This window comes from Phenylobacterium sp. LH3H17, assembly GCF_024298925.1.
Taxonomy (GTDB): domain Bacteria; phylum Pseudomonadota; class Alphaproteobacteria; order Caulobacterales; family Caulobacteraceae; genus Phenylobacterium.
Map to the genome: position 1 here is coordinate 2,209,818 of NZ_CP101283.1, position 20,278 is coordinate 2,230,095.

Below are 20,278 nucleotides of genomic sequence, written 5' to 3' on the forward strand. Positions count from 1 at the left end.
CGTGGGAGGGGGCGGTCTTGGATCGAGAATCGGACGTCAGAGGTGAGGTCGTCATCGCGCGGCTGCACGCCCTGGTCCGCGCGGGGTATCGATCGGACCTGGGCCTGGAACGGACCAAGGGGGCGGTGACCTTCAAGCATCCGCGCAAGGCGGCCGAGGTCACCCTGTGGGCCGACGGCCGGGTCGTGGACGGCGCGCCCTCCTTCATCGCCAACGACAGCAACCAGACGATCATCGCGGCCGACGACAAGGCCGGGTTCGACAAGTTCATCGCCGATTCGCCGTCACCCGTGGCGGTCCGCAAAGTCGGCTCCAGTTTGCTGGAGACCGTGATCCTGGCCGCCGCGGCCTGGGCGATCCTGATCGGTGCGGTCTACAGCTTCTGGCGATTGTCCCAGTTCGTGCTCGGGACCATCATCCAGGCCCTGACCAACTGAGGGAGGCTCCCATGGCCGACTACGCCGCCGAGATCGCCGCGGCCATGGCCTGCCTGGACGACTTCATGGCCGCCTTCAACGCTCGCGACGTCAAGGCCTTCGAGGCGACGTTCAACCTGCCCAGCATCCGCCTGGCCTCGAACACCCTCACCATCATCGAGGCCGGCTACCATCAGCCCCAGATGTTCGAGCGCGGGCCCCTGGCCGAGTGGGACCATTCGGCCTGGGAGCGCCGCGAGGTCATCCACGCCGGGGCCGACAAGGTGCACATCGACACCCGCTTCACGCGCTACCGCGCCGACGGCAGCGTCATCGGCGGCTTCGATTCCATCTACGTGGTCACCCGCGAGAACGGTCACTGGGGCGTCAAGGCCCGCTCCAGCTACGCGCCCTAGGCGGCCCGTCGGCGCGAGGCCGAGATCGTGCCCCGCGATGAGCACTCGATGAAATCCAGCAGCTCGGCTGCCGCACCCTCGGCGATCTGGCGGGTCTTCGTCAATCGCTCGGCCAGGGAAGCGCTGCCCCGGAACAGAGTGCGATAGGCCCGTCGCAGGGCCAGGACATCGGCCGGAGAAAAGCCGGCCCGGCGCAGACCCACGAGATTCAGCGAGACCAGGCGAGCTCGGTCGCCCTGCACCAGGCAGAACGGCGGGACGTCCTGTGTGACGATCGAACCGCCGGCCACGAAGGCGTGCCGTCCGATACGGACATTCTGGTGCACCGCGCAAAGGCCGCTTACCCAGGCGGAGTCGCCCACCTCAACGGCGCCGCCGAGCATCGAGCCGTTGGCGATCTTGACCTCGTCGCCCAGCCGGCAGTCGTGGGCGATGTGGGCGGCGGACATGATCAAGTTCCGCGAGCCGACGACTGTCGCCTCGAGCGCCGAGCCGTGGACGGTGACGAACTCCCGAAAGACATTGCCATCGCCAACGATCACGCGCCCGACGCTGCCCGCCCAGCCGGCGATCTGCGGTCCGGCGCCGATCGAGCAGGCCTGCGAAAACCGATTTCCAGTCCCGATCCGCGTCTCGCCCTCAATCACCGCGTGCGGGCCCACGATGTTGCTAGGCCCCATCCGAACGCCCGCGCCGATTACGGCGTAGGGCCCGATATCGCAGGCTTCGCCGAGGCGGGCGTCCGGATCGACGATAGCAGTCGGGTGAATGCGCGACATGTTGCCAAGCTAGGTCTGCGGCCGCTCGGCTCAAACTCAACTTCGATGACCGATTGCGTCGCCCCTTGAGATCGCCGCCAAGGCGTGGCGATCTAGGCGTGGGGGAACAGAGGAGAGACGCCTCATGTTGAAACCCATCGCCATCGCGGCGGCCGTCGCCGCCCTCACCTTCCCCGCCGCGGCCCTCGCCCATCACGGCTGGAGCTCGTACGACGCGGAAAAGGTCATCAAGGTCACCGCGCCCTTGTCGAACGTGACATGGGGCAATCCGCACGGCGGAGCCAAGGTCCGCTATCAGGGCAAGTCCTGGGATGTCGTCCTGGCGCCTGTCGCGCGGATGGAGGCTCGCGGCTTGACCCAGACCATGGTCACCTCGGGCAAGCCGGTGACCTTGGAAGGCTATCCCCGCAAGGACGGCGTGACCGAGATGCGCATCGAGCGGGTCACGGTGAACGGCAAGACCGTCGAGCTCCGCTAGGCGTGGACGCCGCGGTCGCGCTCGCCGAGGTGCTGCAGGGCTCGGCCTTCGGCGCCTGGGCGCGCGGGTCCTCGTTCGCCTATCCGGCGGCGAACCTGACCCATCTGCTGGGCCTGGTGATGCTGGTGGGCGGAGTCGGCCTGCTGGACCTGCGCCTGTTCGGCCTGTTCCGCGCCATTCCGGTCGCGTCCCTGTGGTGGGTCCTGACGCCCATCGGCGTCGCGGGGTTGTTGCTGATGGTTTCGAGCGGCTTCGTCATGTTCGCCGCCGACGCCGGCGCGCTCGCCGTGTCCGACACCTTCCGGCGCAAGCTGATGCTGATCACGCTCGCCCTGCTCAACGCCGGCGCCTATCGCCTGGCCTGGCGCGGCAGGCTGGCGGACTGGGACGCCGCGGCGCCGCCGATCGCCCGCGCCCTCGCCCTGACATCCTTGCTGCTCTGGCTCTCGGTGGCGGCGCTCGGTCGCCTGATCGCCTACACGTAGGTCCCGATTCCCTTCGCTGGACGCCTGCCCTTGCCCACCGCCGTCTACGGATCGCCGCCGCGCGATGTCATCGAGACCCCCGCCGGAGCGGTCCAGGTCTCGCCCCTGGTTCCGGGATCGCAGGACCTGGCCCTGTTGCCGGACGGGGCGCTCGAAGAGTTCGTGGCCCTGGTTCCGCCCGGTGCGATCGAGTCGAGCCACGTGCTGGCCCAGGCCTTGCGCGTCCTGAAGCCCCGCGGCCTGCTGACCGCCGCCGCCCCCAAGGACAAGGGTGGGTTGAGGCTGAAGAAGATCCTGACGGCCATGGGCTGCGTGGTGGCGGAGACCTCACGTCGGCATCACAGGATCTGCGCAGTGGAGCGGCCCGAAACCCTGGTCGGGCTCGAGGCGGCCCTGGTGGAGGGCGCACCGCGTCAGCTACCGGACGGACTGTGGTCGCAAGCCGGGGTGTTCAGTTGGGACCGGCTCGATCCCGGCAGCGCGCTTTTGCTGCGGAACCTGCCGGCCCTTAGCGGCCGCGGGGCTGATTTCGGCTGCGGGATCGGCTGGCTCGCCCTGGCGGTGCTCACCTCGCCAAAGGTCACCGAACTGGTGATGATCGACCTGGACCGCCGCGCCCTAGAGGCGGCGCGGCGCAATGTCGAAGATCCGCGAGCAAGCCTCCAATGGGCCGATGTGCGCCAGGCGGCCCAGGCCCTGAGCGGCCTCGACTTCGTGGTTATGAACCCGCCCTTCCACGACGGCGGCGCCGAGGATCGCGCCCTGGGCCAGGCCTTCATCCGCGCCGCCGCGGCCTGCCTGCGCAACGGCGGGACCCTGTGGATCACGGCCAATCGTCACCTGCCCTATGAGGCCGTGCTGACAGAGGCGTTCAAGACCGTGCGTCCGGTGGCCGACTCGGGCGGCTACAAGGTGTACGAAGCGCGCAGATGACCAAGACCCCGACCATGCGGCTGGACCGCCTGCTTGCCAATCTGGGCTATGGCAGCCGCAAGGAGATGCACGGCCTTGTGGCTGATGGCGAGGTGATCCTGGACGGCGTCGCACTGTCCGACGCCAACGCCCGGATCGCCATCGGTCCCGACCTGCCCCGGCGCATGACCATCCTGGGCGCGGCCATCGATCCGCCTCCCCCGATGATCCTGATGCTGCACAAGCCCCTGGGGGTGGTCTGCTCGCACAAGGAGGCGGGACGTCGGATCTACGATCTGCTGCCTCAGCGCTGGCGGGTGCGCGACCCGGCGCTCTCCAGTGTTGGTCGGCTCGACAAGGACACTTCGGGCCTGCTGCTGATCACCGACGACGGCGGCTTCCTGCACCGGGTGATCTCCCCCAAGCGCCATGTGGCCAAGAGCTATGTCGCCACCCTCGACCGCCCGTTGAACGGCCTGGAGGGTGAGGTGTTCGCCGCCGGGACCCTGGTGCTGGAAGGCGAAGACAAACCCCTGCTCCCAGCCATCCTCGAGCCGCTCGGCGAGCGGGAGGCCCGGCTGATCATCGAGGAGGGCCGTTACCACCAGGTCCGGCGGATGTTCGCCGCCGTCGGCAACCATGTCACCGCCCTGCACCGCGACAGGATCGGCGGCCTGGCCCTGCCCGACGACCTGGCCGCCGGGGAGTATCGGGTGCTCAGCGCCGAGACCGCCGAGACGGTGTTCGGAGCCTAGCGCTCACCAGAGGGTCTTGGCGGCCCGTTTCGGCCACTCGGCGTCATAGGCCGCCCCACCGACCCGCGCCTCGCTGAGTTCGGCCAGGATCTGCCCCGCCGTGGGCAGGACGGAAGGATCCACACGCTTCTCGCTATTCCACAGGTCGGACCGCACGATCGCCCGAGCGCACTGGAAATAGACGCTCTCGACGGTAATCACCACGACGGAGCGCGGCGCCTGGCCCTTGACCACGAATGACGCCAATAGCTCCGGCGCGATCGAGACCTCGGCCCGGCCGTTGATACGCAGGGTGTTCCCCGAGCCGGGGATCAGGAACAACAGGGCCACCCGCGGGTCGCGCACGATGTTCCGCAGCGAGTCGCACCGGTTGTTGCCGCGCCGGTCAGGCATGAGGATGGTCCGCTCATCCTTGATCCGCACCACCTGGCCGTCATCGCCGCGCGGCGAGCAGTCCAGACCCTCGGGGCCGGCCGTGGCGAGAGCGACGAAGGGCGAGGCCTCGGCAAGGGCCCTGTACTGGGGGGTGATACGGTCCGCCTCCTTGATCGTGGAGGCCTCGTTGGGGGCGCCGTAGATCGCCTCCAGCGCTTCAATCGTAGCGATGACCGTCATGACGCACCCCGCGGACCGATGGCCGGTTTCTAGCCGGACGCCCGGGCGAAGTCAGCCCGTCAGGCGACGTCGGCCTGGGCGAACGGCGCATCCTCGCGTGCGGCGATCGCATCGACGATGGCCTGGATCAGGGCCGCGGCGCGGATCGGCTTGGACAGATGCTGGTCGGCGCCGGCGTCATGGCTGGCGCGGATATGCTCGTCCAGGGCGTTGGCGGTCAGCATGATGACCGGGGTGCGCGGCAGGTTCTGGTCGCTCTCGAACTGGCGCAGCAGGCCGGTGGCCGTCAGGCCGTCGAGCTCCGGCATCTGCATGTCCATGAGCACCACGTCGAAGCGTTCGGCCTTCAGCAGCGTCAGCGCCAGGGCGCCGTTCTCGACGATCACGGGCTCCACACCAACGGATTGCAGGATGAGTTGCACGACCTTCTGGTTGGTCGGGTGGTCTTCCGCCAACAGGACCCGGCAGCCGGCCAGGTCGAAAGCCTCGGCATGACGCTCGTCGGCGACCGGCGCCTCCGCGACGGCGCGTTCCAGGGGCAGGACGAAGCTGAAAACCGAGCCCGCGCCGGGCTGCGACTCCACGTCGATCCGGCCGCCCATCAGCTCCACCAGCGAACGGCTGATCGCCAGGCCCAGGCCCGTGCCGCCGAACCGGCGGCGGATCGAGGCGTCGGCCTGCTCGAAACGGCGGAACAGGCGCGCCTTCACCTCGTCGTCGAAGCCGATGCCGCTGTCGGCCACGGTGAAGGCGATCGCCGCGCCGTGCGGCCGGACCTCGAGCCGGACCGTGCCGGCCTCGGTGAACTTGACCGCGTTGGACAGCAGGTTGGACAGCACCTGGGTCAGGCGAACCTGGTCCCCCATGAACCGTCCCTCGGCCGCGGGATCGACACGCCAGGACAGCTCGAGCCCCTTGGCCTCGGCCGAGGCCCGGTGCAGCTCGGCGATGCGGCCGACAATGCTGCTCATGGCGAAGGCTTCGTTGGAGAGCTTGATCTCGCCCGCTTCGATCTTGGAGAAGTCGAGGATGTCGGTCAGCACCTGCTCGAGCAGCCGACCCGAGGAGACGATCAGTTCGGCCAGCTCGCGGCTCTTGACGGTCTTCTGCTCGGCGGCAAGGGTCTCGGAGATGGCGATCACGCCGTTCAGCGGGGTGCGCAGCTCATGGCTCATATTGGCCAGGAAGCGCGACTTCTCGGCGTTGGCCCGTTCGAGCTGAGCGGTGCGCTCGTGGACGCGATCCTCCAGGGAAGACAGCACGGCGTCGACCTTCTCGCGCTCCCGGCGCAACGCCTTGGCCAGCACCCCGATCTCGTCGTTTCTCGCCTCGACCCGCGAGACGTCGGGCCGTTCCCGTTCGCCGAAGGCTTCCGGTTCGCACGAGGCCGCAAGCCGGCGTAAGGGCAGGACGATGGTGCGACGGGCCAGCGCCATGACCAGCAGCATCTGGGCCACCGAGGCCAACAGGCCCAGCAGCAACACCCAGGAGGCCGATTTGGCCGCCGACCAGGTAACCGCGGACTTGGGATAGCTCAGTAGCAGGTACCAGTCTGGGCCGGTCAGTTTGCCGTACGCGACGATCTCGCCGCCACCTGGGCTGGTGATCACCCCATGCGGCTTGCCGTCGGCCTGGATGGCGCGGACCAAGGCCTTGATGCCCAGCTTGCGTTCGTAGGCGGCGATGGTCGCTTCCGAGGCGCGCCCAGGGGTCTCGAAGCCCGGATAGGCGATCAGTTCGCCCTTGCCGGTGACCACCAGGTTCGAGGCGCCGGGCAGCGTGTTGCGGATGGCGTTGAGGAAGAAGCCGGTCAGTTCGATGGACGAGCCGAAGGCGCCCACGAACTTGCCGTCCACATAGGCCGGAGTCAGGCAGCCCGTGGCCAGCCGTTCGCCCTGGGCGTTCTGGATCAACCGTTGCAGGTTGGTGCAGCGCGTGGCGCGTTCCGGATTGTTCTGCGGCAGGACGATCTTCGACATCTCCTCCTTGCTGATGTCCAGGTCGGCGGGCGCGTCCTGGCGATAGAACATCAGCTTGTCCTGCCGATCGGGTCCGAACATGACCAGCCGGGTGGACGGGGTGAAGAAGTAGAAGTTGTCATACTCGCTGTGCGCGGCTTGACCGAAGTCGGAGACGATCTCGAAGGCCGAGACCAGGGCGGCTTTTTCCAGCGCCGGAATGTCCGCGCCGCGCGAAATGAAGGCCCCCATGCCGTAGGTCACTTCGCCCGTCGGGCCGGTGTGGCCGTCGAAATACTCCGGGCGGCTGCGACGGGTGCCGTCGGGGCGCATGGGGTAGTAGGTGTCGGCCAGCCGGTCGATTTCGGCCGGCGGCAAGCGTTTCACCCGGCGTTCGAGCTCAGTGGCGGCGGCCTTGTGCAGGTTCTCCAGATTGGAGAACCGCTTGTCGACGTTGGTGCTGCGCTCTTCGACATAGTCGGCGAGATAAGTGATCTGGCGGTTCGACAGCTCGCGCTGGAACACCAGGAAGGCCCCGACGGTCCCGAGGGCCGTGAGGATCAGCGACAGCATCCCAAGGCTGACCTGGAACCTGCGGGAAAGTGATTGCATGCCGCCTTCGACCCTCATCGATCGGCAAGCTGTAGCGCGGGACTCGTTTCGGCGAGGTTTACGCGTTTTTCCAAGTGCTTGCGGCGTTAGGACGCCTCGCGCCTAGGAGGCCCGCAGTCCTCCGTCGACCCGCAAGTCCTCGCCGGTGACATAGCTCGCCTCGTCGGAGGCCAGATACATCACCGCCCGGGCGATCTCCTCCGGCTGGCCGGCGCGGCCCGCGGGCGTGCGCTTGCCCGAGGCGTCGGCCGCGCCGCCGCCCATCATCGGCGTATCGATGGGGCCCGGCGAGACGGCGTTGACCCGGATGTTGTCCCGGGCGAGCTGCAGTGCGGCGCTACGCGTCGCGCTGAGGACGCCGGCCTTGGACAGGCTATAGGACAGGAGCTGCGGATTGCCGGCATAGCCCAGCACCGAGGCGGTGTTGATGATCGCTCCGCCTCCACGCGCGCGCAACGCCGGGACCTGGCGGTCCATGCCGCGCAGCACGCCATTGAGGTTGGTCTCCATCAGGTTGTTGTGGGCTTTCCAGTCCATGGAGCCCAGCACGGCGCCGCCCTGCCCGATCCCGGCATTGTTGAAGGCGACGTCCAGACCGCCATAAGTCTTGACGCATGCAGCGACCAGGGCCGCGACCTCCTCGTCCACCCGCACGTCGGCCTTGCGATAGGTGGCCTCGCCGCCCGCGGACCGGATCGCCGCCTGGACCTCGGCGCCCAGGGCCTCGCGCCGGCCGCAGAACATCACCTTGGCCCCCTCCATGGCGAAGGCGTGCGCGGTGGCCTTGCCGATTCCCGAGGTGGCGCCGGTGATCAGCACGACCTTTCCGGCGAACCGGCCGGGAGAGGCCTTCCGGGTGATCGGCGACGGCGCGTTTTTCAGGTCGGCCGCGGAGGCCGCGCCGGCCACGGCCAGTCCCAGGCCCAGTCCCAACATCGTTCGGCGCGAGGCCGCCTCGCCGGTGCTTCTGCCGTCGCCCATGTTGTCCTCCCATTCCCTGGTCTCATAATGCCGCAAATCTCAAGGCTTGCGGGGGAATTGGAATGACGGTCGCCGAGCAGGCTTTTGAACAGTTGATGCGCCTGGCCGGCCGTGAACGCCCGGACTTCGTCACCTTCGACGAGGGACCCGCCGGAATGAAGACCCGGTTCCACGCCGAGGCCGCCGCGGCCGCGGCCCTGGCCGCCGGCGGGACGCTCGCCGCCGACCTCTGGAAACTGCGCTCGGGCCAGGACCAGGAAGTGCGCGTCTCCACCCGCGAAGCCGGCGCGGCCCTGGTCAGTTTCGCGCTGCAGACCTTCCAGGATCCTTCGCGCGCCCCGCCTTCCCGCCCGGACGACGCTGGCGGCGGGGGCCGCGGCACGCCGGCAATGGGGTTCTTTCGCGCCAAGGACGATCGGTGGGTCTTTCTCCATCCCAGCTTCCCGGCCAGCGCCGCCAAGCTGCACGAGTTGATGGGATCGCCTGCGGACGCCGCGGCGGTCGCCGCCACGGCACTGACCTGGGACGCGCTCGACCTGGAGAACGCCATCGCCTCCGCCGGGATCTGCGGCGCCATGGTGCGCTCTCCGGAGGAATGGGATGCCTCCGAGCAGGGCCGCATTCTCGCCGCGCGGCCGTTGGTGGAGGTGGTCAAGATCGCCGATGGGCCGCCCATGCCCCTGCCCGCACGCGGCGACGCGGCGCTGGCCGGAGTGCGCGTACTCGACCTGACCCGCGTCCTGGCAGGCCCGACCTGCGGCCGGACCTTGGCCCAATATGGCGCGGACGTGCTCTATGTGGCCTCGCCCAAACTGCCGGCCACCGAGTTCTTCGTCAGCGACGTCGGTCACGGCAAGCTCTCCACTTGGCTGGACCTGACCGACGAGGCAGACCGCGCGCGGCTGAGCGAACTGATCGCAAGCTGCGACGTGTTCAGCCAGGGCTACCGGCTGGGCTCGCTGCAACGCATGGGCCTGGGTGCGGTGGACCTGGCGCGCCTGCGGCCGGGCATCGTCTACACCTCGATCAACGCCTACGGCCACGAAGGCCCATGGGCGAACCGGCCCGGGTGGGAGCAGCTGGCCCAGACGGTGACGGGCCTGGCCCATGTGCATGGCAGCTACACCTTCGGCGGAGAGAAAGGCCCGCAGCTCCAGCCGGGCGCGGTGACGGACTATACGACCGGCTTCCTGGCGGCGTTCGGGACCATGGTGGCGCTGGATCGACGCGCCAGGTTCGGCGGCAGCTACATGGTGCGGGTCTCCCTGGCCCAGACCGGCATGTGGCTGCGGAGCCTGGGCCTGGCCGGACCGGGCCATCTCGACTCCGTTCAGCCGCCCACGCCCGAGGAGATCGACGGCTGGCGCATCGAAAGCGACTCCGGCTTCGGCGCGGTTCGCCACCTGCGCCCGCCGGTGATGTTGTCGGCCACGCCCGCCCGCTGGCGGCGACCGACCACGCCGCTGGGGTTCCATGAGGCGGCCTGGCCGAGCTAGGGGGCGGGCTCCACCACGACGCATGAAGGCCAAGCTTGGGTTCCGGCGGCGGACCGGCTATGGCCCGGCCATGCCTTCGCCCGAGCCCGTGCCGGAAATCCTCGTGGACGCCCGCGGTCACCGCTGTCCCGTCCCGACCCTGCGCCTGCGCCGCGCCCTGGAGGACGCCCCACCCGGCGCCCGCGTGCGCCTGCTGGCCGACGATCCCCTGGCCCGTATCGACGTCCCCCATTTCGCGGCGGGCGCGGGTTTCGAGGTGATCGAGGTCATTGAGGAGGCCGGCGCGCTGGGCTTCCTTGTGGGACGACCAGGCTAGGGCTTCCGCTGATCGGTGAGAAGGCGTCTGGCCGGGCGGCGTTCCAGCAGCAGGATCTCGATCTCGGTGGCGAGCGCGCCGCCCAGGAAGACCGCGTTCACGTTCCACGACAGCCAGATCAGGAACACCACCACGGCGGCCACCGAGCCGTAGGTGGCGCCTAGGGAGGCGATCTGCTCCACATAGATGGCGCTGGCCCAGGAGGCGCCCAGGCAGAGGAAGGCCGCGGCGATCCCGCCTATGATCGAGGCCCTCCATGCGACCGGCACGCTGGACATGGCGAAGCGGTAGATCAGGGTCATGGCCACGGTGACGCCCACGCTGGCCCAGGTCCACTCGCTGTAGAGCCAGGTGACGCCGGCCAGCGGCTTCAGGTCGAAGGCGGCGGCCACGAAGCGGAAGTAGAAGAAGACGACGGACAAGAAGCCCAGCATGGCGAAGGCCGCGACCAGCACGATCAGGGCCATGACGTTGAACCCCACGAAGCCGCGCGGCGCGTCCTCGTCGTGGATGAAGGACAGTCCGGCCAGCAGGGCCTTGAACCCCCGGTGAGCGGCATAGCCGCCGATCACCAGCGCCACCCCGCTCTGGGTCGAGACCACCTGGAAGGGCGCGTGGGCCAGCCGGGTCAGCTCGCTGGTGAACAGGCTCCGGGCGCCGGCCGGCATCATGGTCGCCAGTTGCTCGGCCTGACGCGCCGCAGCCGAAGGATCGGCCAGAAGTCCGTAGACTCCAATGGTGATGGCCAGGGCCGGAAACACCGCCAGCATGACAAAGAACGAGACGCCGCCCACATAGAGCATGACGTCCCGGCCCCAGAGCCTGGTCAGAGCCTTGCCGGAGATCAACAGGGCCAGACGCAGCCAGTGCATCGGGTCCCAGTCCATCTCGCGCAGCCGTCGGGTTACCTGGGCGATCAACATGGCGCGGAAAGTGCTGAAGCTCGCGCGTCGGCGCAAGCGCTCTTGGCGTCGCGCACGACATAGCGGCGCGCCGGTCCCTTGCGGGGGCCGGCGCGCCGCCGATGGGCGTGTCGTTCCATCAGGCCTGGCGCCGCGTCGAGGGACGGGAGATAGCGGCGTTCAACCTGACTCAAGCATCGCTCCGGCCGGCTGAACCGCCGCTGAACGCGGCGCGTGGTCCGCGTTCACCGCACAGAACGTCATCGGACTGTCATCGAACCGTCAAAAACCGGTGGTAGCCGCTGGCTCTATCCTCCACAGGAGTCCCGCCATGAAGCCGTTCGCCTATATCGCCGCCGCCGCCCTCGCCCTCTCCGCCTGCGGCCAGAAGACCGAGAGCGACGCCGCCAAGGCCGGCCCTAGCGCCAGCGGGCGTGACCAGGTCTGGGCCGCGGGCTCCTCAACTGTCTTCCCCTTCGCGACGCGCGTGGCCGAGAACGTGGCCAGGACCGGCGGCGGCAAGGCCGCCAAGGTCGAGTCGCTCGGCACCGGCGGCGGCTTCAAGCTGTTCTGCAGCGGCACGGGCGCGGGCTATCCCGACGTGGCCAACGCCTCGCGCCCGATCAAGAAGTCCGAGTTCGAGCAGTGCGTCGCCAGCGGCGTCACCGACATCGTCGAGATCAAGATCGGCTTCGACGGCATCGTCATCGCCAACGCCAAGACCGGCCCGACCTACAATTTCAAGATCGACCAGATCTATCGCGGCCTGGCCGCCGAGACGCCGGCCGGCGCCGGCTTCGCCAAGAACGCCGCCAAGACCTGGAAGGACGTCGACGCCGCCCTGCCCGCCCAGGCCATCCTGGTCTATGGCCCGCCGCCGACCTCCGGCACCCGCGACGCCTTCGCCGAACTCGCGCTGGAGAAGGGCGCGCGCAAGAACCCGGCGCTGGAGGCCCTGCGGTCGTCGGACGAGGACGCCTTCAAGGCCAAGGCCCACACCATCCGCGGCGACGGCGCCTGGGTCGACGCCGGCGAGAACGACAACGCCATCGTCCAGACCCTCACCAAGACGCCCAATGCCCTTGGGGTGTTCGGCTACTCGTTCCTCGAGAACAACATGGACACGGTGAAGGCCGCCACGATCGACGGCGTCGCCCCCACCTTCGAGACCATTTCGAACGGGACCTATCCGGTGTCGCGGTCGCTCTACATCTATGTGAAAAAGGCCAACATCGGCGTCATTCCGGGCCTGCGCGAATATATGAACGCCTTCGTTTCGGACGCGGCCACCGGCAAGGGCGGTTACCTGCAGCAGCGCGGTCTCATCCCGCTGGGCGCCGAGGCGCACGCCGCCCAGAAGGCCGCCGTGGCCGCCCTGACGCCGATGGCGGCTCCCACGAAGTAGGAGCCCCTACCCCGCCAAGGCGCCCGCGGCCTTGAGGGTGTCGATATCGGCGCCGGAGAATCCCCAGTCGCTCAAGGCCTCGCGGTCATGGGCGCCGATGCCGGGGGGCGGACCCTGGATGGCGCCGGGCGTCGCCGAGAATCGGGGCGCGGGCGCGGGCTGGGTGACGCCCTCGACCTGGACGAAGGTCTGGCGCGCCACGTTATGGGGGTGCTTCGGCGCATCGTCGAGATCGAGCACCGGGGCGAAGCAGACGTCGGTGCCCCCCATGATCTCGGACCATTCATCCTGGGTTTTCTGGGCGATGACGTGCGCGAGTTTCTCGCGCAGGCCGTCCCAGCTCCCGCGATCCATTTGCTTGGCGAACTCCGGATCGTCGATCCCGGTCTTCTCCAGCAACAGGGCGTAGAACTGCGGCTCGATGGAGCCGATCGAGATCCACTTGCCGTCCGAGCACTGGTAGGTGTCGTAGAAGTGAGCTCCGCCGTCGAGGAGGTTGGCGCGGCGCTCCTCCTTCCACATTCCGCTGGCCTTGAAGCCGTAGAACATGGCCATCAGCGAAGCCGCGCCGTCGCTCATGGCGCAGTCGATCACCTGGCCCTGGCCGCTCGCCCGCGCATGGATCACCCCGGCCAAAAGGCCGAAGGCCAGGTAGAGCGCTCCGCCCCCGAAGTCGCCCACAAGGTTCAAGGGTGGGATTGGCTTTTCCTTGGTCCCGATCGCGTGCAGGGCGCCGGTGATGGCGATGTAGTTCATGTCGTGGCCGGCGGCGTTGGCGTAGGGCCCAAACTGGCCCCAGCCGGTCATCCGCCCATAGACCAGCTTCGGATTGCGCGCCATGGCCACGTCGGGGCCGAGGCCCAGCCGTTCCATCACCCCGGGACGGAAGCCTTCGAAGACCGCGTCGGCGCCCTCCATCAGCTTCAGGCAGGTCTCGATGGCGGCGGGATTCTTGAGGTCGAGCGCCACCGAGCGCCGTCCGCGGGCGGTGATGTCGGCCGGCGACGAACGGCCAGGACCCTTGCGGTCGATCCGCACCACGTCCGCGCCCAGGTCCGACAGCAGCATGCCGCAGAACGGCCCGGGTCCGATCCCGGCGAATTCGACGACCTTCAGGCCGCTCAGTGGTCCCTGGCGCATGGAAACTCTCCCTAGATTCCGGCCATCCTGCCTCGCTGACGTCCCGTCAGCCAACCATCAGCCGCCGCCAGGGAGGGACTGGCCGTCGTCGATGGTGATCACCGTCCCGGCGATGGCCCGGGCCGCCGGTCCGCAGAGCATCAGCAGCGAGGCGTCGAGATCGGTCGCCTCCATCAGCCGCCTACGCGGAAAGCCCTTAAGCTGCTTCTGGCCGCCCTGGGTCGCCCACCAGTCGGCGTTGATGTCGGTCTCGATATAGCCGGGCGCGATGGCGTTGACCGCGATCCCGCGCCGCGACCACTCCCGGGCCAGGCTGCGCGTCAGCATGGCGACGGCCGACTTGGAGGCGTTGTAGGCCGAGAGTCCCGGCAGCACGGTGTGGCTGGCGATCGAGGCGATATTGACGATCCGCGCCGTTCCAGCCTCGGCCACGCCCGAGGCCAGCATGCGCTTGGCCGCCTGTTGGGCGGCGAAGAACACCCCGCGCACATTGACGTCGAAGGTCTGGTCCCACTCCTCGACCGAGAGGTCGAGCGCCAGTCCCTCCCCGCCCACGCCCGCGTTGTTGACCAGGATCGAGATCGGACCCAGGGCCGTCTCGATCTCGTCGAAGGCGGGACCGATGGACTGGGCGTCGGCGACGTCCAGCCGCAGCGCCATGGCGCGACCGCCATCGCCCGAGATCTCTCCCGCCAGGGCCTCGACCATGTCCAGCCGCCGCGCCGTCAGGGCCACCGCCGCGCCGTTCTTCGCCAGCAGGCGGGCGAAATGGGCGCCGAGCCCGCCCGACGCGCCGGTGATCACCGCGACTCGACCCGCCAATACCTGTTCCATACCCATCTCCTTGCCCCTGCGATGCGGCCGCGCTGTCGTCGGCGCGCGCCGCCTGTATAGTCTGCGGGCGCTTCGATTCCCGTCCATCCTGGGCGTGAGCATCGGAGGGGGTTGCGTCAAGGGTTCTAAGAATGGCCGCAAGCGTCCAGGCGCGGGTCCTGATTGTCGCGCGCGATGACGCCCTGGCGGGACCGCTCGCCGAGGGCCTCGATCGGCTGGGCTGGCGCACGGTCACGGCGCGGGGGCCCTATGCGGCGCTCGCGGCGCTTGGCGATCTGAACATCGAAGCCGCCATCATCGACCTCGCCAGCGGCGGCCATGAGGCCCTGACCATGGCCCGCCGGCTCAAGGCGGCCTGCGCCCCGCGTCGGCTTCCCGTCGTGGCCATCGGCGACCCGGAGCCCGAGCTCGAGAGCTATGACTTCGACCTGACCCTGGCCGCGCCCATCCACCCGGCCCAGGCCGTGCTCCGTCTGGAGACCCTGGTTCGCACCGCCGTCGCGGAGGAGGAGTTCGAGCTGCGCCGCGCCAGTTTCGCCGATCGCGGCGGCTGGCTGGACCTGCCCGAGCCCGACGCCAACCCGTTCCAGGTCCTGGCCATCGGCGAGCCGGCCCCGCAATTCCTGGCGCTCTCCAACGCCCTCGCCCGTTCGGGCGCCGAGGTGGTGGGGGCCTTCACCGCCTACACCGCCTTCGACTACCTGCACGAACGCTCGTTCGACGCCGTGGTGCTGTGGGCGGGAGACAACAGCCAGGAGGCGCTCTCCATCGCCGCCGGCATGCGCCGCAACACCCGCCTCTATCACACGCCCGCCCTGCTCTACATGCGCCAGGAGAGCTATGTGACCATGTCGGAGGCCTATCATCGCGGCGTCTCCGACGTGGCCTCGCCGGAGACGCCGGAGACGGAGACCGCGAAACGGGTGATCGAGCTGGCCCGCAGCTATCGTCGCCAGACCGCCGTCCGCAAGGCGCTGGAGAAGGCGCGCACGTCCGGCCTGATGGACGCCGCCACCGGGCTCTTCACGCGCGATCTCTTCGCCCACCATCTGGGCCGGCTCGCCCAGGCCTCGCGCCTGCGCAACCGGCCGCTATCGGTCTGCGTCCTGAAGGTGGCTGAGAAGCAGGACGTCAGCGCCGCGCGCGCCGGCGGCTGGCTCGACCGCGCCATCCCACAGATCGGGTCGATGATCGGCCGGCTGGTGCGCGTGGAAGACACCGCCGCGCGGTTGAGCCCGGAGGTCTTCGCGCTGGCCCTGCCCGCCACGCCCCAGGCCTCGGCCCGGGCGGCCGGCGAGCGGATCGCCGCGGTGATCGGCTGCACGGCCTTCGAGGCCGGCGACGGCAAGCCGCCCTTCGTCATCGAGTTCGATATCGGCGTGGCCGAGGTCGGCGGCGCCGAGGGCGCCGGCAAGGCGCTGGAAGAGGCCGCAGCTCGCGCGCATCAGCAGGCGGTATGATGGGAGGGGACGGCGCCCAGGGCGCCTGGACCTATCTGGTTCCGCTCATCGCCATCGTGGTCATCGTCCTGCACGGGGTGCGGACCCGGGTCCTGCGCATCGAACACATGTGGATCACCCCGGCCCTGATCCTCCTCGCGGTCGTCCTGACCTTCGCCGTCCAGCCCCCGCCGCGGCTTCCGGTCCTGGTCGCCGAGGCCTTCGTCCTGGGCATGGGCGCGGGGATGGGCTGGTGGCGCGGCCGGACCACGGAGATCAGGATCGATCCCGCGACCCATGCGCTCACCTGCAAGGCCTCGCCCCTGGGCATGGCCCTGATCGCCGGGGTCTTCCTGCTGCGCTTCTCGTTCCGCGACTACGCCCTGGAACACGCCGGGCAGCTGCGCGTCACACCTGTGGAGATCGCCGACGTCTTCCTGCTGTTCGCCGCCAGCCTGGTCTGCACGCAGCGCCTGGAGATGTGGATCCGGGCGCGCCGGCTGGTCGCGGCCGCGACGACCGACGCCTGACAGGCCTCAGACCGAGAGCTTTGCCAGTTCGCTCAGCACGCGCTCGGCGGCGCCCAGGCGCTGCTCGGGGGTCTCCCACTCGCCCTTCACCACCACCTTGTGGTCGGGGCGGATCCGCCAGGCCACCTGGTTCTTCTGGATGAAGCCCACCAGGCCCATGGGGTTCTTGAACTCGTCGCCCCGGAAGGTGACGACCGCGCCCTTCGGCCCGACGTCGATCTTGGCGACATTGGCCTCACGGCACAGGCCCTTGATGGCCACGACCTTGAGCAGCTGGCCGGCCTCGGGCGGCAGGGGGCCGAAGCGGTCGATCATCTCGGCGGCCAGGGCCTCGCGGTCCCCCGACTTCTCGGCGTCCGACAGGCGGCGATAGAGCGACAGCCGGACATTGAGGTCCGGCACGTATTCCTCGGGAATCAGCACGGCCGCGCCGGTGTTGATCTGCGGCGACCAGCCGCGATCGGTGGCGCCGTCGCCCTTGCCGGCCAGGGCCTTCAGTTCGTTGACCGCGTCCTCCAGCATCTGCTGATAGAGCTCGACCCCGATCTCGCGGATATGGCCCGACTGCTCCTCGCCCAGCAGGTTGCCGCCGCCGCGCTGGTCCAAGTCGTGGCTGGCGAGCTGGAAGCCAGCGCCCAGGCTGTCGAGGGACTGCAGCACCTTCAGCCGCCGCTCGGCCGACAAAGTGATCTGCTTCTCCGGCGGCGTGGTCAGATAGGCGTAGGCCCGCGCCTTGGCCCGGCCCACCCGGCCGCGCAACTGGTACATCTGGGCCAGGCCGAACATGTCGGCGCGGTGGATGATCATGGTGTTGGCGGTGGGAATATCCAGGCCGCTCTCGACGATGGTGGTCGAGAGCAGCACGTCGTACTGGCCCTCGTAGAAGGCGCTCATCACGTCTTCCAGCTGGGTCGGGGCCATCTGGCCGTGACCGACCACGAAGCGGACCTCCGGGGTCTGCTCGCGCAGGAACCGCTCCAGCTCCGGCAGGTCGCTGATCCGAGGGGCGACATAATAGGCCTGACCACCACGGTACTTTTCGCGCAGCAGGGCCTCGCGGATGACCACGGGGTCGAAGGGGGTGATGTAGGTCCGCACCGCCAGCCGGTCGACCGGCGGGGTGGCGATGATCGACATCTCTCGGATGCCCGACAGCGACATCTGCAAGGTGCGCGGGATCGGGGTGGCGGTGAGCGTCAGCATGTGCACGTCGGTGCGAAGCTCCTTGAGCTTCTCCTTGTGCTTCACCCCGAAGTGCTGCTCCTCATCGACGATAACCAGGCCGAGGTTCTTGAACCCGACTTGCTTGGACAGCACCGCGTGGGTGCCGATGATGATTTCGACCTCGCCGTTCTTGAGCGCCTCGCGCGTCTCGGCGGCTTCCTTGGCGGGGACCAGGCGCGAGAGCCGGCGGACCTTGATCGGCCAGCCCTGGAACCGATCGGAGAAGGTCTTGAAGTGCTGGCGGGCGAGCAGCGTGGTCGGCGCGACCACGGCCACCTGCTGGCCGCTCATGGCCACCACGAAGGCGGCGCGCAGGGCGACCTCGGTCTTGCCGAAGCCCACGTCGCCGCAGATCAGCCGGTCCATGGGCTTACCGGCGCCCAGGTCCTCCAGGACGTCGCCGATGGCGTTGAGCTGGTCTTCGGTCTCCTCGTAGGGGAACCGGGCGCAGAACTCATCGAACACCCCATGCGGCGGCACGACCGGGTCCGTCGTCTTGGTGGCGCGCTCGGCGGCGATGCCGATCAGGCCCATGGCCATGTGGCGCAGGCGTTCCTTGGCCCGCGCCTTGCGCGCTTGCCAGGCTGCCCCGCCCAGCCGGTCGAGCTGCACGCCCTCCCCGTCCGAGCCGTAGCGGGTCAGCAGGTCGATGTTCTCCACCGGCAGGTAGAGCTTGGCCTCGCCGCCGTAGTGCAGTTCCAGGCAGTCGTGCGGCGCGCCCTGGACGTCGAGGGTCTTCAGGCCCTCATATCGGCCGATCCCGTGGTCGATATGGACCACCAGGTCGCCCTGGGTCAGCGCGCTGGCCTCGGCCAGGAAGTTGGCGGCTCGGCGCCGGCGGCGCGGACGCGCCAGGCGGTCGCCCAGGATGTCGGTCTCGGAGATGACCGCCAGGGTGTCGGTCTCGAAACCGGTCTCCAGCGGCAGGACCACCCGTTGCGGGATCTTGGGATCGGCGGCCTTGGCGGCGTCCCAATAGGGCGCCAGCGAGATGTTCTTCAGGCCGTGGTCGGCCAGCATGGCGCCCAGGCGATCGGACGAGCCGTCGGACCAGGAGGCGAACAGCACCCGCTTGCCCTGCGAGGCCAGCGCCCTGGCGTGATCCGCTGTGGCCTCGAACAGGTTGACGCTGTCTCGCTGGCGTTCGGCGATGAAGCTGCGGCCCTGGCGCGCGCCCATGTCGACGACGGTGTCGCCCTCCGCCTCCTGGAACGCCGAGAAGCGGCGGGTGGCGCGGCGGGCCAGACGTTCGCGCCACTCATCGCCGGTCATATAGAGCTGGTCGGGCTCCAGGGGATGGTAGTGGACCTTCCGATCGGCCTGGGCCCGCGCGTCGTAGGCGTCGGCGATCATCGCCAACCGCTCGTCGCGGCTCTCATTGGCCAGGTGGTCGGTGGCGATCAGGGCCTCGGCCGGCAGGTAGTCCAGCAGGGTCGCCATGTTCGGGTAGAACAGCGGCAACCAGTGCTCCATGCCCGCGCGGCGGCCGCCTTCGCTGACGGTCTCATACAGTGGGTCGCCGCCGGGGGCGCCGAAGGCCTCCACATAGCCGCGCCGGAAGCGGGTGATGCCCTCCTTGTCCAGCAGGACTTCACTGACAGGCAGGAGCGAAACTTCCTTGAGCTGCTTGGTCGAGCGCTGGGTCTCCGCATCGAAGGCGCGGATCGATTCCAGGGTGTCGCCGAACAGGTCCAGCCGCACCGGTTCCTCGGCGCTGGGCGGATAGACGTCGATCACCCCGCCGCGGATGGCGAACTCGCCGCGCTCCGAGACGGTGGAAGCGCGCTGGTAGCCGTTGACGGCGAAGTAGCGCTCCAGGGCGGCGATCTCGACCACATGGCCGGTGCGGGCCGAAAAGGCCGCGCCCTCCACGGCTTCCCTGGGCGGTACGCGCTGCAACAGCGCCGGAACCGTGGTGACCAGCAGGGTCGGCTTCTTGGCGTCCACGCCGTGGGCCAGGCGGCCGAGCGTGGTCATCCGCTGCGCCGCTACGCCCGGCGATGGCCCGATCCGGTCATAGGGCAGGCAATCCCACGACGGGAACTGCATGACTTCGACCTGGGGCGCGAAGAAATTGAAGGCGTCAACGAAGGCGGAGAGCCGCGAGCCGTCCCGGGCCACGAAGACCGTAAGCCCGCCGCGCGCCTTGACGATATCGGCCATGACCAGGGCGTCGAAGCCCTCGGGCGCGCCGACCAGGTCGAGGCGTCCGGGGTCCTGGGCGATGCGCCGATGATCGGCCGCGGTCGGCGCGCGCGAGCCGTCAGCCGCCATGGTCGTCGCCCCGCGCCTCATGAGCTTCATACCGGAACTGCTTGATCCGGTTCATGACTGGGGTGTCGAATTCAGGCGGGGTCGGCGCCTGTCCGACGATCCACTGGTAGATGTCGTGGTCCGGCTGATCCAGCAGCAGCTCGAAGATGTCGAGTTCGATGGGGCTCAGGCTGGAGACATGGTTTTCCGCGAACGGCCCCAGAATGAGGTCCGCTTCCCTGAAGCCACGGTGCCAGGCCCGGTACTTCAGCTTTTTCAGCCGGGTTTCTTCGCTCGTCATGGAGAGCGGCGGATATAGGCCTCCCCGCGCC

The 20,278-nt window shown here is 69.0% G+C and carries 20 protein-coding genes; 11 read left to right on the plus strand and 9 right to left on the minus strand.

The annotated features are described in order from the left end of the window. Positions 1 to 17: 17 nt before the first annotated feature. Both M9M90_RS10925 and M9M90_RS10930 read left to right on the plus strand, forming a co-directional pair. Positions 18 to 437 carry a hypothetical protein gene (locus M9M90_RS10925; RefSeq protein ID WP_254833274.1) on the plus strand — a complete coding sequence of 140 codons (420 nt, stop codon included), beginning with the start codon at positions 18 to 20 and terminating at the stop codon, positions 435 to 437. A gap of 11 nt (positions 438 to 448) precedes the next feature. Beyond that, a complete protein-coding gene (locus M9M90_RS10930; protein WP_254833275.1) occupies positions 449 to 832 on the plus strand; it encodes a hypothetical protein in 384 nt (127 codons plus the stop codon). Here M9M90_RS10930 and lpxA read toward each other — a convergent pair. After that, on the minus strand, positions 829 to 1,611 hold the full coding sequence (lpxA, locus tag M9M90_RS10935; protein ID WP_254833276.1) for an acyl-ACP--UDP-N-acetylglucosamine O-acyltransferase: 783 nt from the start codon (positions 1,609 to 1,611) through the stop codon (positions 829 to 831). The genes M9M90_RS10930 and lpxA overlap by 4 nt on opposite strands. A gap of 124 nt (positions 1,612 to 1,735) precedes the next feature. On the opposite strand from lpxA, the gene M9M90_RS10940 reads away from it, so the two are divergent. The 4 genes from M9M90_RS10940 to M9M90_RS10955 are packed head-to-tail and all read left to right on the plus strand — an operon-like array spanning position 1,736 to position 4,241. Continuing rightward, positions 1,736 to 2,089 (plus strand): DUF6152 family protein, encoded by a 354-nt coding sequence (locus M9M90_RS10940; RefSeq protein WP_254833277.1) that lies wholly within the window; start codon positions 1,736 to 1,738, stop codon positions 2,087 to 2,089. Between the two features lie 2 nt (positions 2,090 to 2,091). After that, entirely contained in the window at positions 2,092 to 2,574 is a 483-nt protein-coding gene (locus M9M90_RS10945) for a hypothetical protein (protein WP_254833278.1), read from the plus strand. Between the two features lie 30 nt (positions 2,575 to 2,604). After that, positions 2,605 to 3,507 (plus strand): class I SAM-dependent methyltransferase, encoded by a 903-nt coding sequence (locus tag M9M90_RS10950; protein ID WP_254833279.1) that lies wholly within the window; start codon positions 2,605 to 2,607, stop codon positions 3,505 to 3,507. Then, on the plus strand, positions 3,504 to 4,241 hold the full coding sequence (locus M9M90_RS10955; protein WP_254833280.1) for a 16S rRNA pseudouridine(516) synthase: 738 nt from the start codon (positions 3,504 to 3,506) through the stop codon (positions 4,239 to 4,241). The genes M9M90_RS10950 and M9M90_RS10955 overlap by 4 nt, the downstream gene beginning before the upstream one ends. 3 nt (positions 4,242 to 4,244) lie before the next feature. Here the strand turns inward: M9M90_RS10955 and M9M90_RS10960 are convergent, their stop codons facing one another. The 3 genes from M9M90_RS10960 to M9M90_RS10970 form a co-directional block, all read right to left on the minus strand. Then, the gene (locus tag M9M90_RS10960; RefSeq protein ID WP_254833281.1) at positions 4,245 to 4,856 is read right to left on the minus strand and encodes a pyridoxamine 5'-phosphate oxidase family protein; all 612 of its coding nucleotides are present in this window, start codon (positions 4,854 to 4,856) and stop codon (positions 4,245 to 4,247) included. Positions 4,857 to 4,915: 59 nt separating this feature from the next. After that, the gene (locus tag M9M90_RS10965; protein ID WP_254833282.1) at positions 4,916 to 7,426 is read right to left on the minus strand and encodes an ATP-binding protein; all 2,511 of its coding nucleotides are present in this window, start codon (positions 7,424 to 7,426) and stop codon (positions 4,916 to 4,918) included. 102 nt (positions 7,427 to 7,528) lie between these two features. Continuing rightward, positions 7,529 to 8,407 (minus strand): SDR family NAD(P)-dependent oxidoreductase, encoded by an 879-nt coding sequence (locus tag M9M90_RS10970; RefSeq protein WP_254833283.1) that lies wholly within the window; start codon positions 8,405 to 8,407, stop codon positions 7,529 to 7,531. Between the two features lie 62 nt (positions 8,408 to 8,469). Between M9M90_RS10970 and M9M90_RS10975 the strand changes: the two genes are divergently transcribed. Both M9M90_RS10975 and M9M90_RS10980 read left to right on the plus strand, forming a co-directional pair. Further along, positions 8,470 to 9,903: a CoA transferase gene (locus tag M9M90_RS10975; RefSeq protein WP_254833284.1), complete on the plus strand. Its 1,434-nt coding sequence runs from the start codon at positions 8,470 to 8,472 to the stop codon at positions 9,901 to 9,903. Positions 9,904 to 9,973: 70 nt separating this feature from the next. Continuing rightward, entirely contained in the window at positions 9,974 to 10,219 is a 246-nt protein-coding gene (locus M9M90_RS10980; RefSeq protein WP_254837106.1) for a sulfurtransferase TusA family protein, read from the plus strand. Here M9M90_RS10980 and M9M90_RS10985 read toward each other — a convergent pair. Further along, positions 10,216 to 11,178 (minus strand): YihY/virulence factor BrkB family protein, encoded by a 963-nt coding sequence (locus tag M9M90_RS10985; protein WP_371876841.1) that lies wholly within the window; start codon positions 11,176 to 11,178, stop codon positions 10,216 to 10,218. The two genes, M9M90_RS10980 and M9M90_RS10985, sit on opposite strands and share 4 nt — an antisense overlap. 274 nt (positions 11,179 to 11,452) lie before the next feature. Here M9M90_RS10985 and M9M90_RS10990 point away from each other — a divergent pair, with 274 nt between their 5' ends. Beyond that, positions 11,453 to 12,526: a substrate-binding domain-containing protein gene (locus M9M90_RS10990; RefSeq protein ID WP_254833285.1), complete on the plus strand. Its 1,074-nt coding sequence runs from the start codon at positions 11,453 to 11,455 to the stop codon at positions 12,524 to 12,526. Positions 12,527 to 12,532: 6 nt separating this feature from the next. Here M9M90_RS10990 and M9M90_RS10995 read toward each other — a convergent pair whose 3' ends face one another. Together M9M90_RS10995 and M9M90_RS11000 are read right to left on the minus strand one after the other, a co-directional pair. Further along, positions 12,533 to 13,666, minus strand: coding sequence for a CaiB/BaiF CoA-transferase family protein (locus M9M90_RS10995; protein WP_254833286.1), 1,134 nt, complete (start codon positions 13,664 to 13,666; stop codon positions 12,533 to 12,535). Between the two features lie 57 nt (positions 13,667 to 13,723). Then, on the minus strand, positions 13,724 to 14,500 hold the full coding sequence (locus M9M90_RS11000) for an SDR family NAD(P)-dependent oxidoreductase (protein WP_254833287.1): 777 nt from the start codon (positions 14,498 to 14,500) through the stop codon (positions 13,724 to 13,726). 131 nt (positions 14,501 to 14,631) lie between these two features. On the opposite strand from M9M90_RS11000, the gene M9M90_RS11005 reads away from it, so the two are divergent. After that, positions 14,632 to 15,960, plus strand: a complete 1,329-nt coding sequence (locus tag M9M90_RS11005; RefSeq protein ID WP_254833288.1) for a diguanylate cyclase domain-containing protein — start codon at positions 14,632 to 14,634, stop codon at positions 15,958 to 15,960. Next, positions 15,957 to 16,469: a CcdC protein domain-containing protein gene (locus M9M90_RS11010; RefSeq protein ID WP_254833289.1), complete on the plus strand. Its 513-nt coding sequence runs from the start codon at positions 15,957 to 15,959 to the stop codon at positions 16,467 to 16,469. The genes M9M90_RS11005 and M9M90_RS11010 overlap by 4 nt, the downstream gene beginning before the upstream one ends. Positions 16,470 to 16,475: 6 nt before the next feature. Here M9M90_RS11010 and mfd read toward each other — a convergent pair whose 3' ends face one another. Both mfd and M9M90_RS11020 read right to left on the minus strand, forming a co-directional pair. Next, complete coding sequence (mfd, locus tag M9M90_RS11015) at positions 16,476 to 19,967, minus strand: transcription-repair coupling factor (protein ID WP_254833290.1); 3,492 nt, start codon at positions 19,965 to 19,967, stop codon at positions 16,476 to 16,478. Continuing rightward, positions 19,957 to 20,247: a succinate dehydrogenase assembly factor 2 gene (locus M9M90_RS11020; RefSeq protein WP_254833291.1), complete on the minus strand. Its 291-nt coding sequence runs from the start codon at positions 20,245 to 20,247 to the stop codon at positions 19,957 to 19,959. The genes mfd and M9M90_RS11020 overlap by 11 nt, the downstream gene beginning before the upstream one ends. Positions 20,248 to 20,278: the final 31 nt, after the last annotated feature.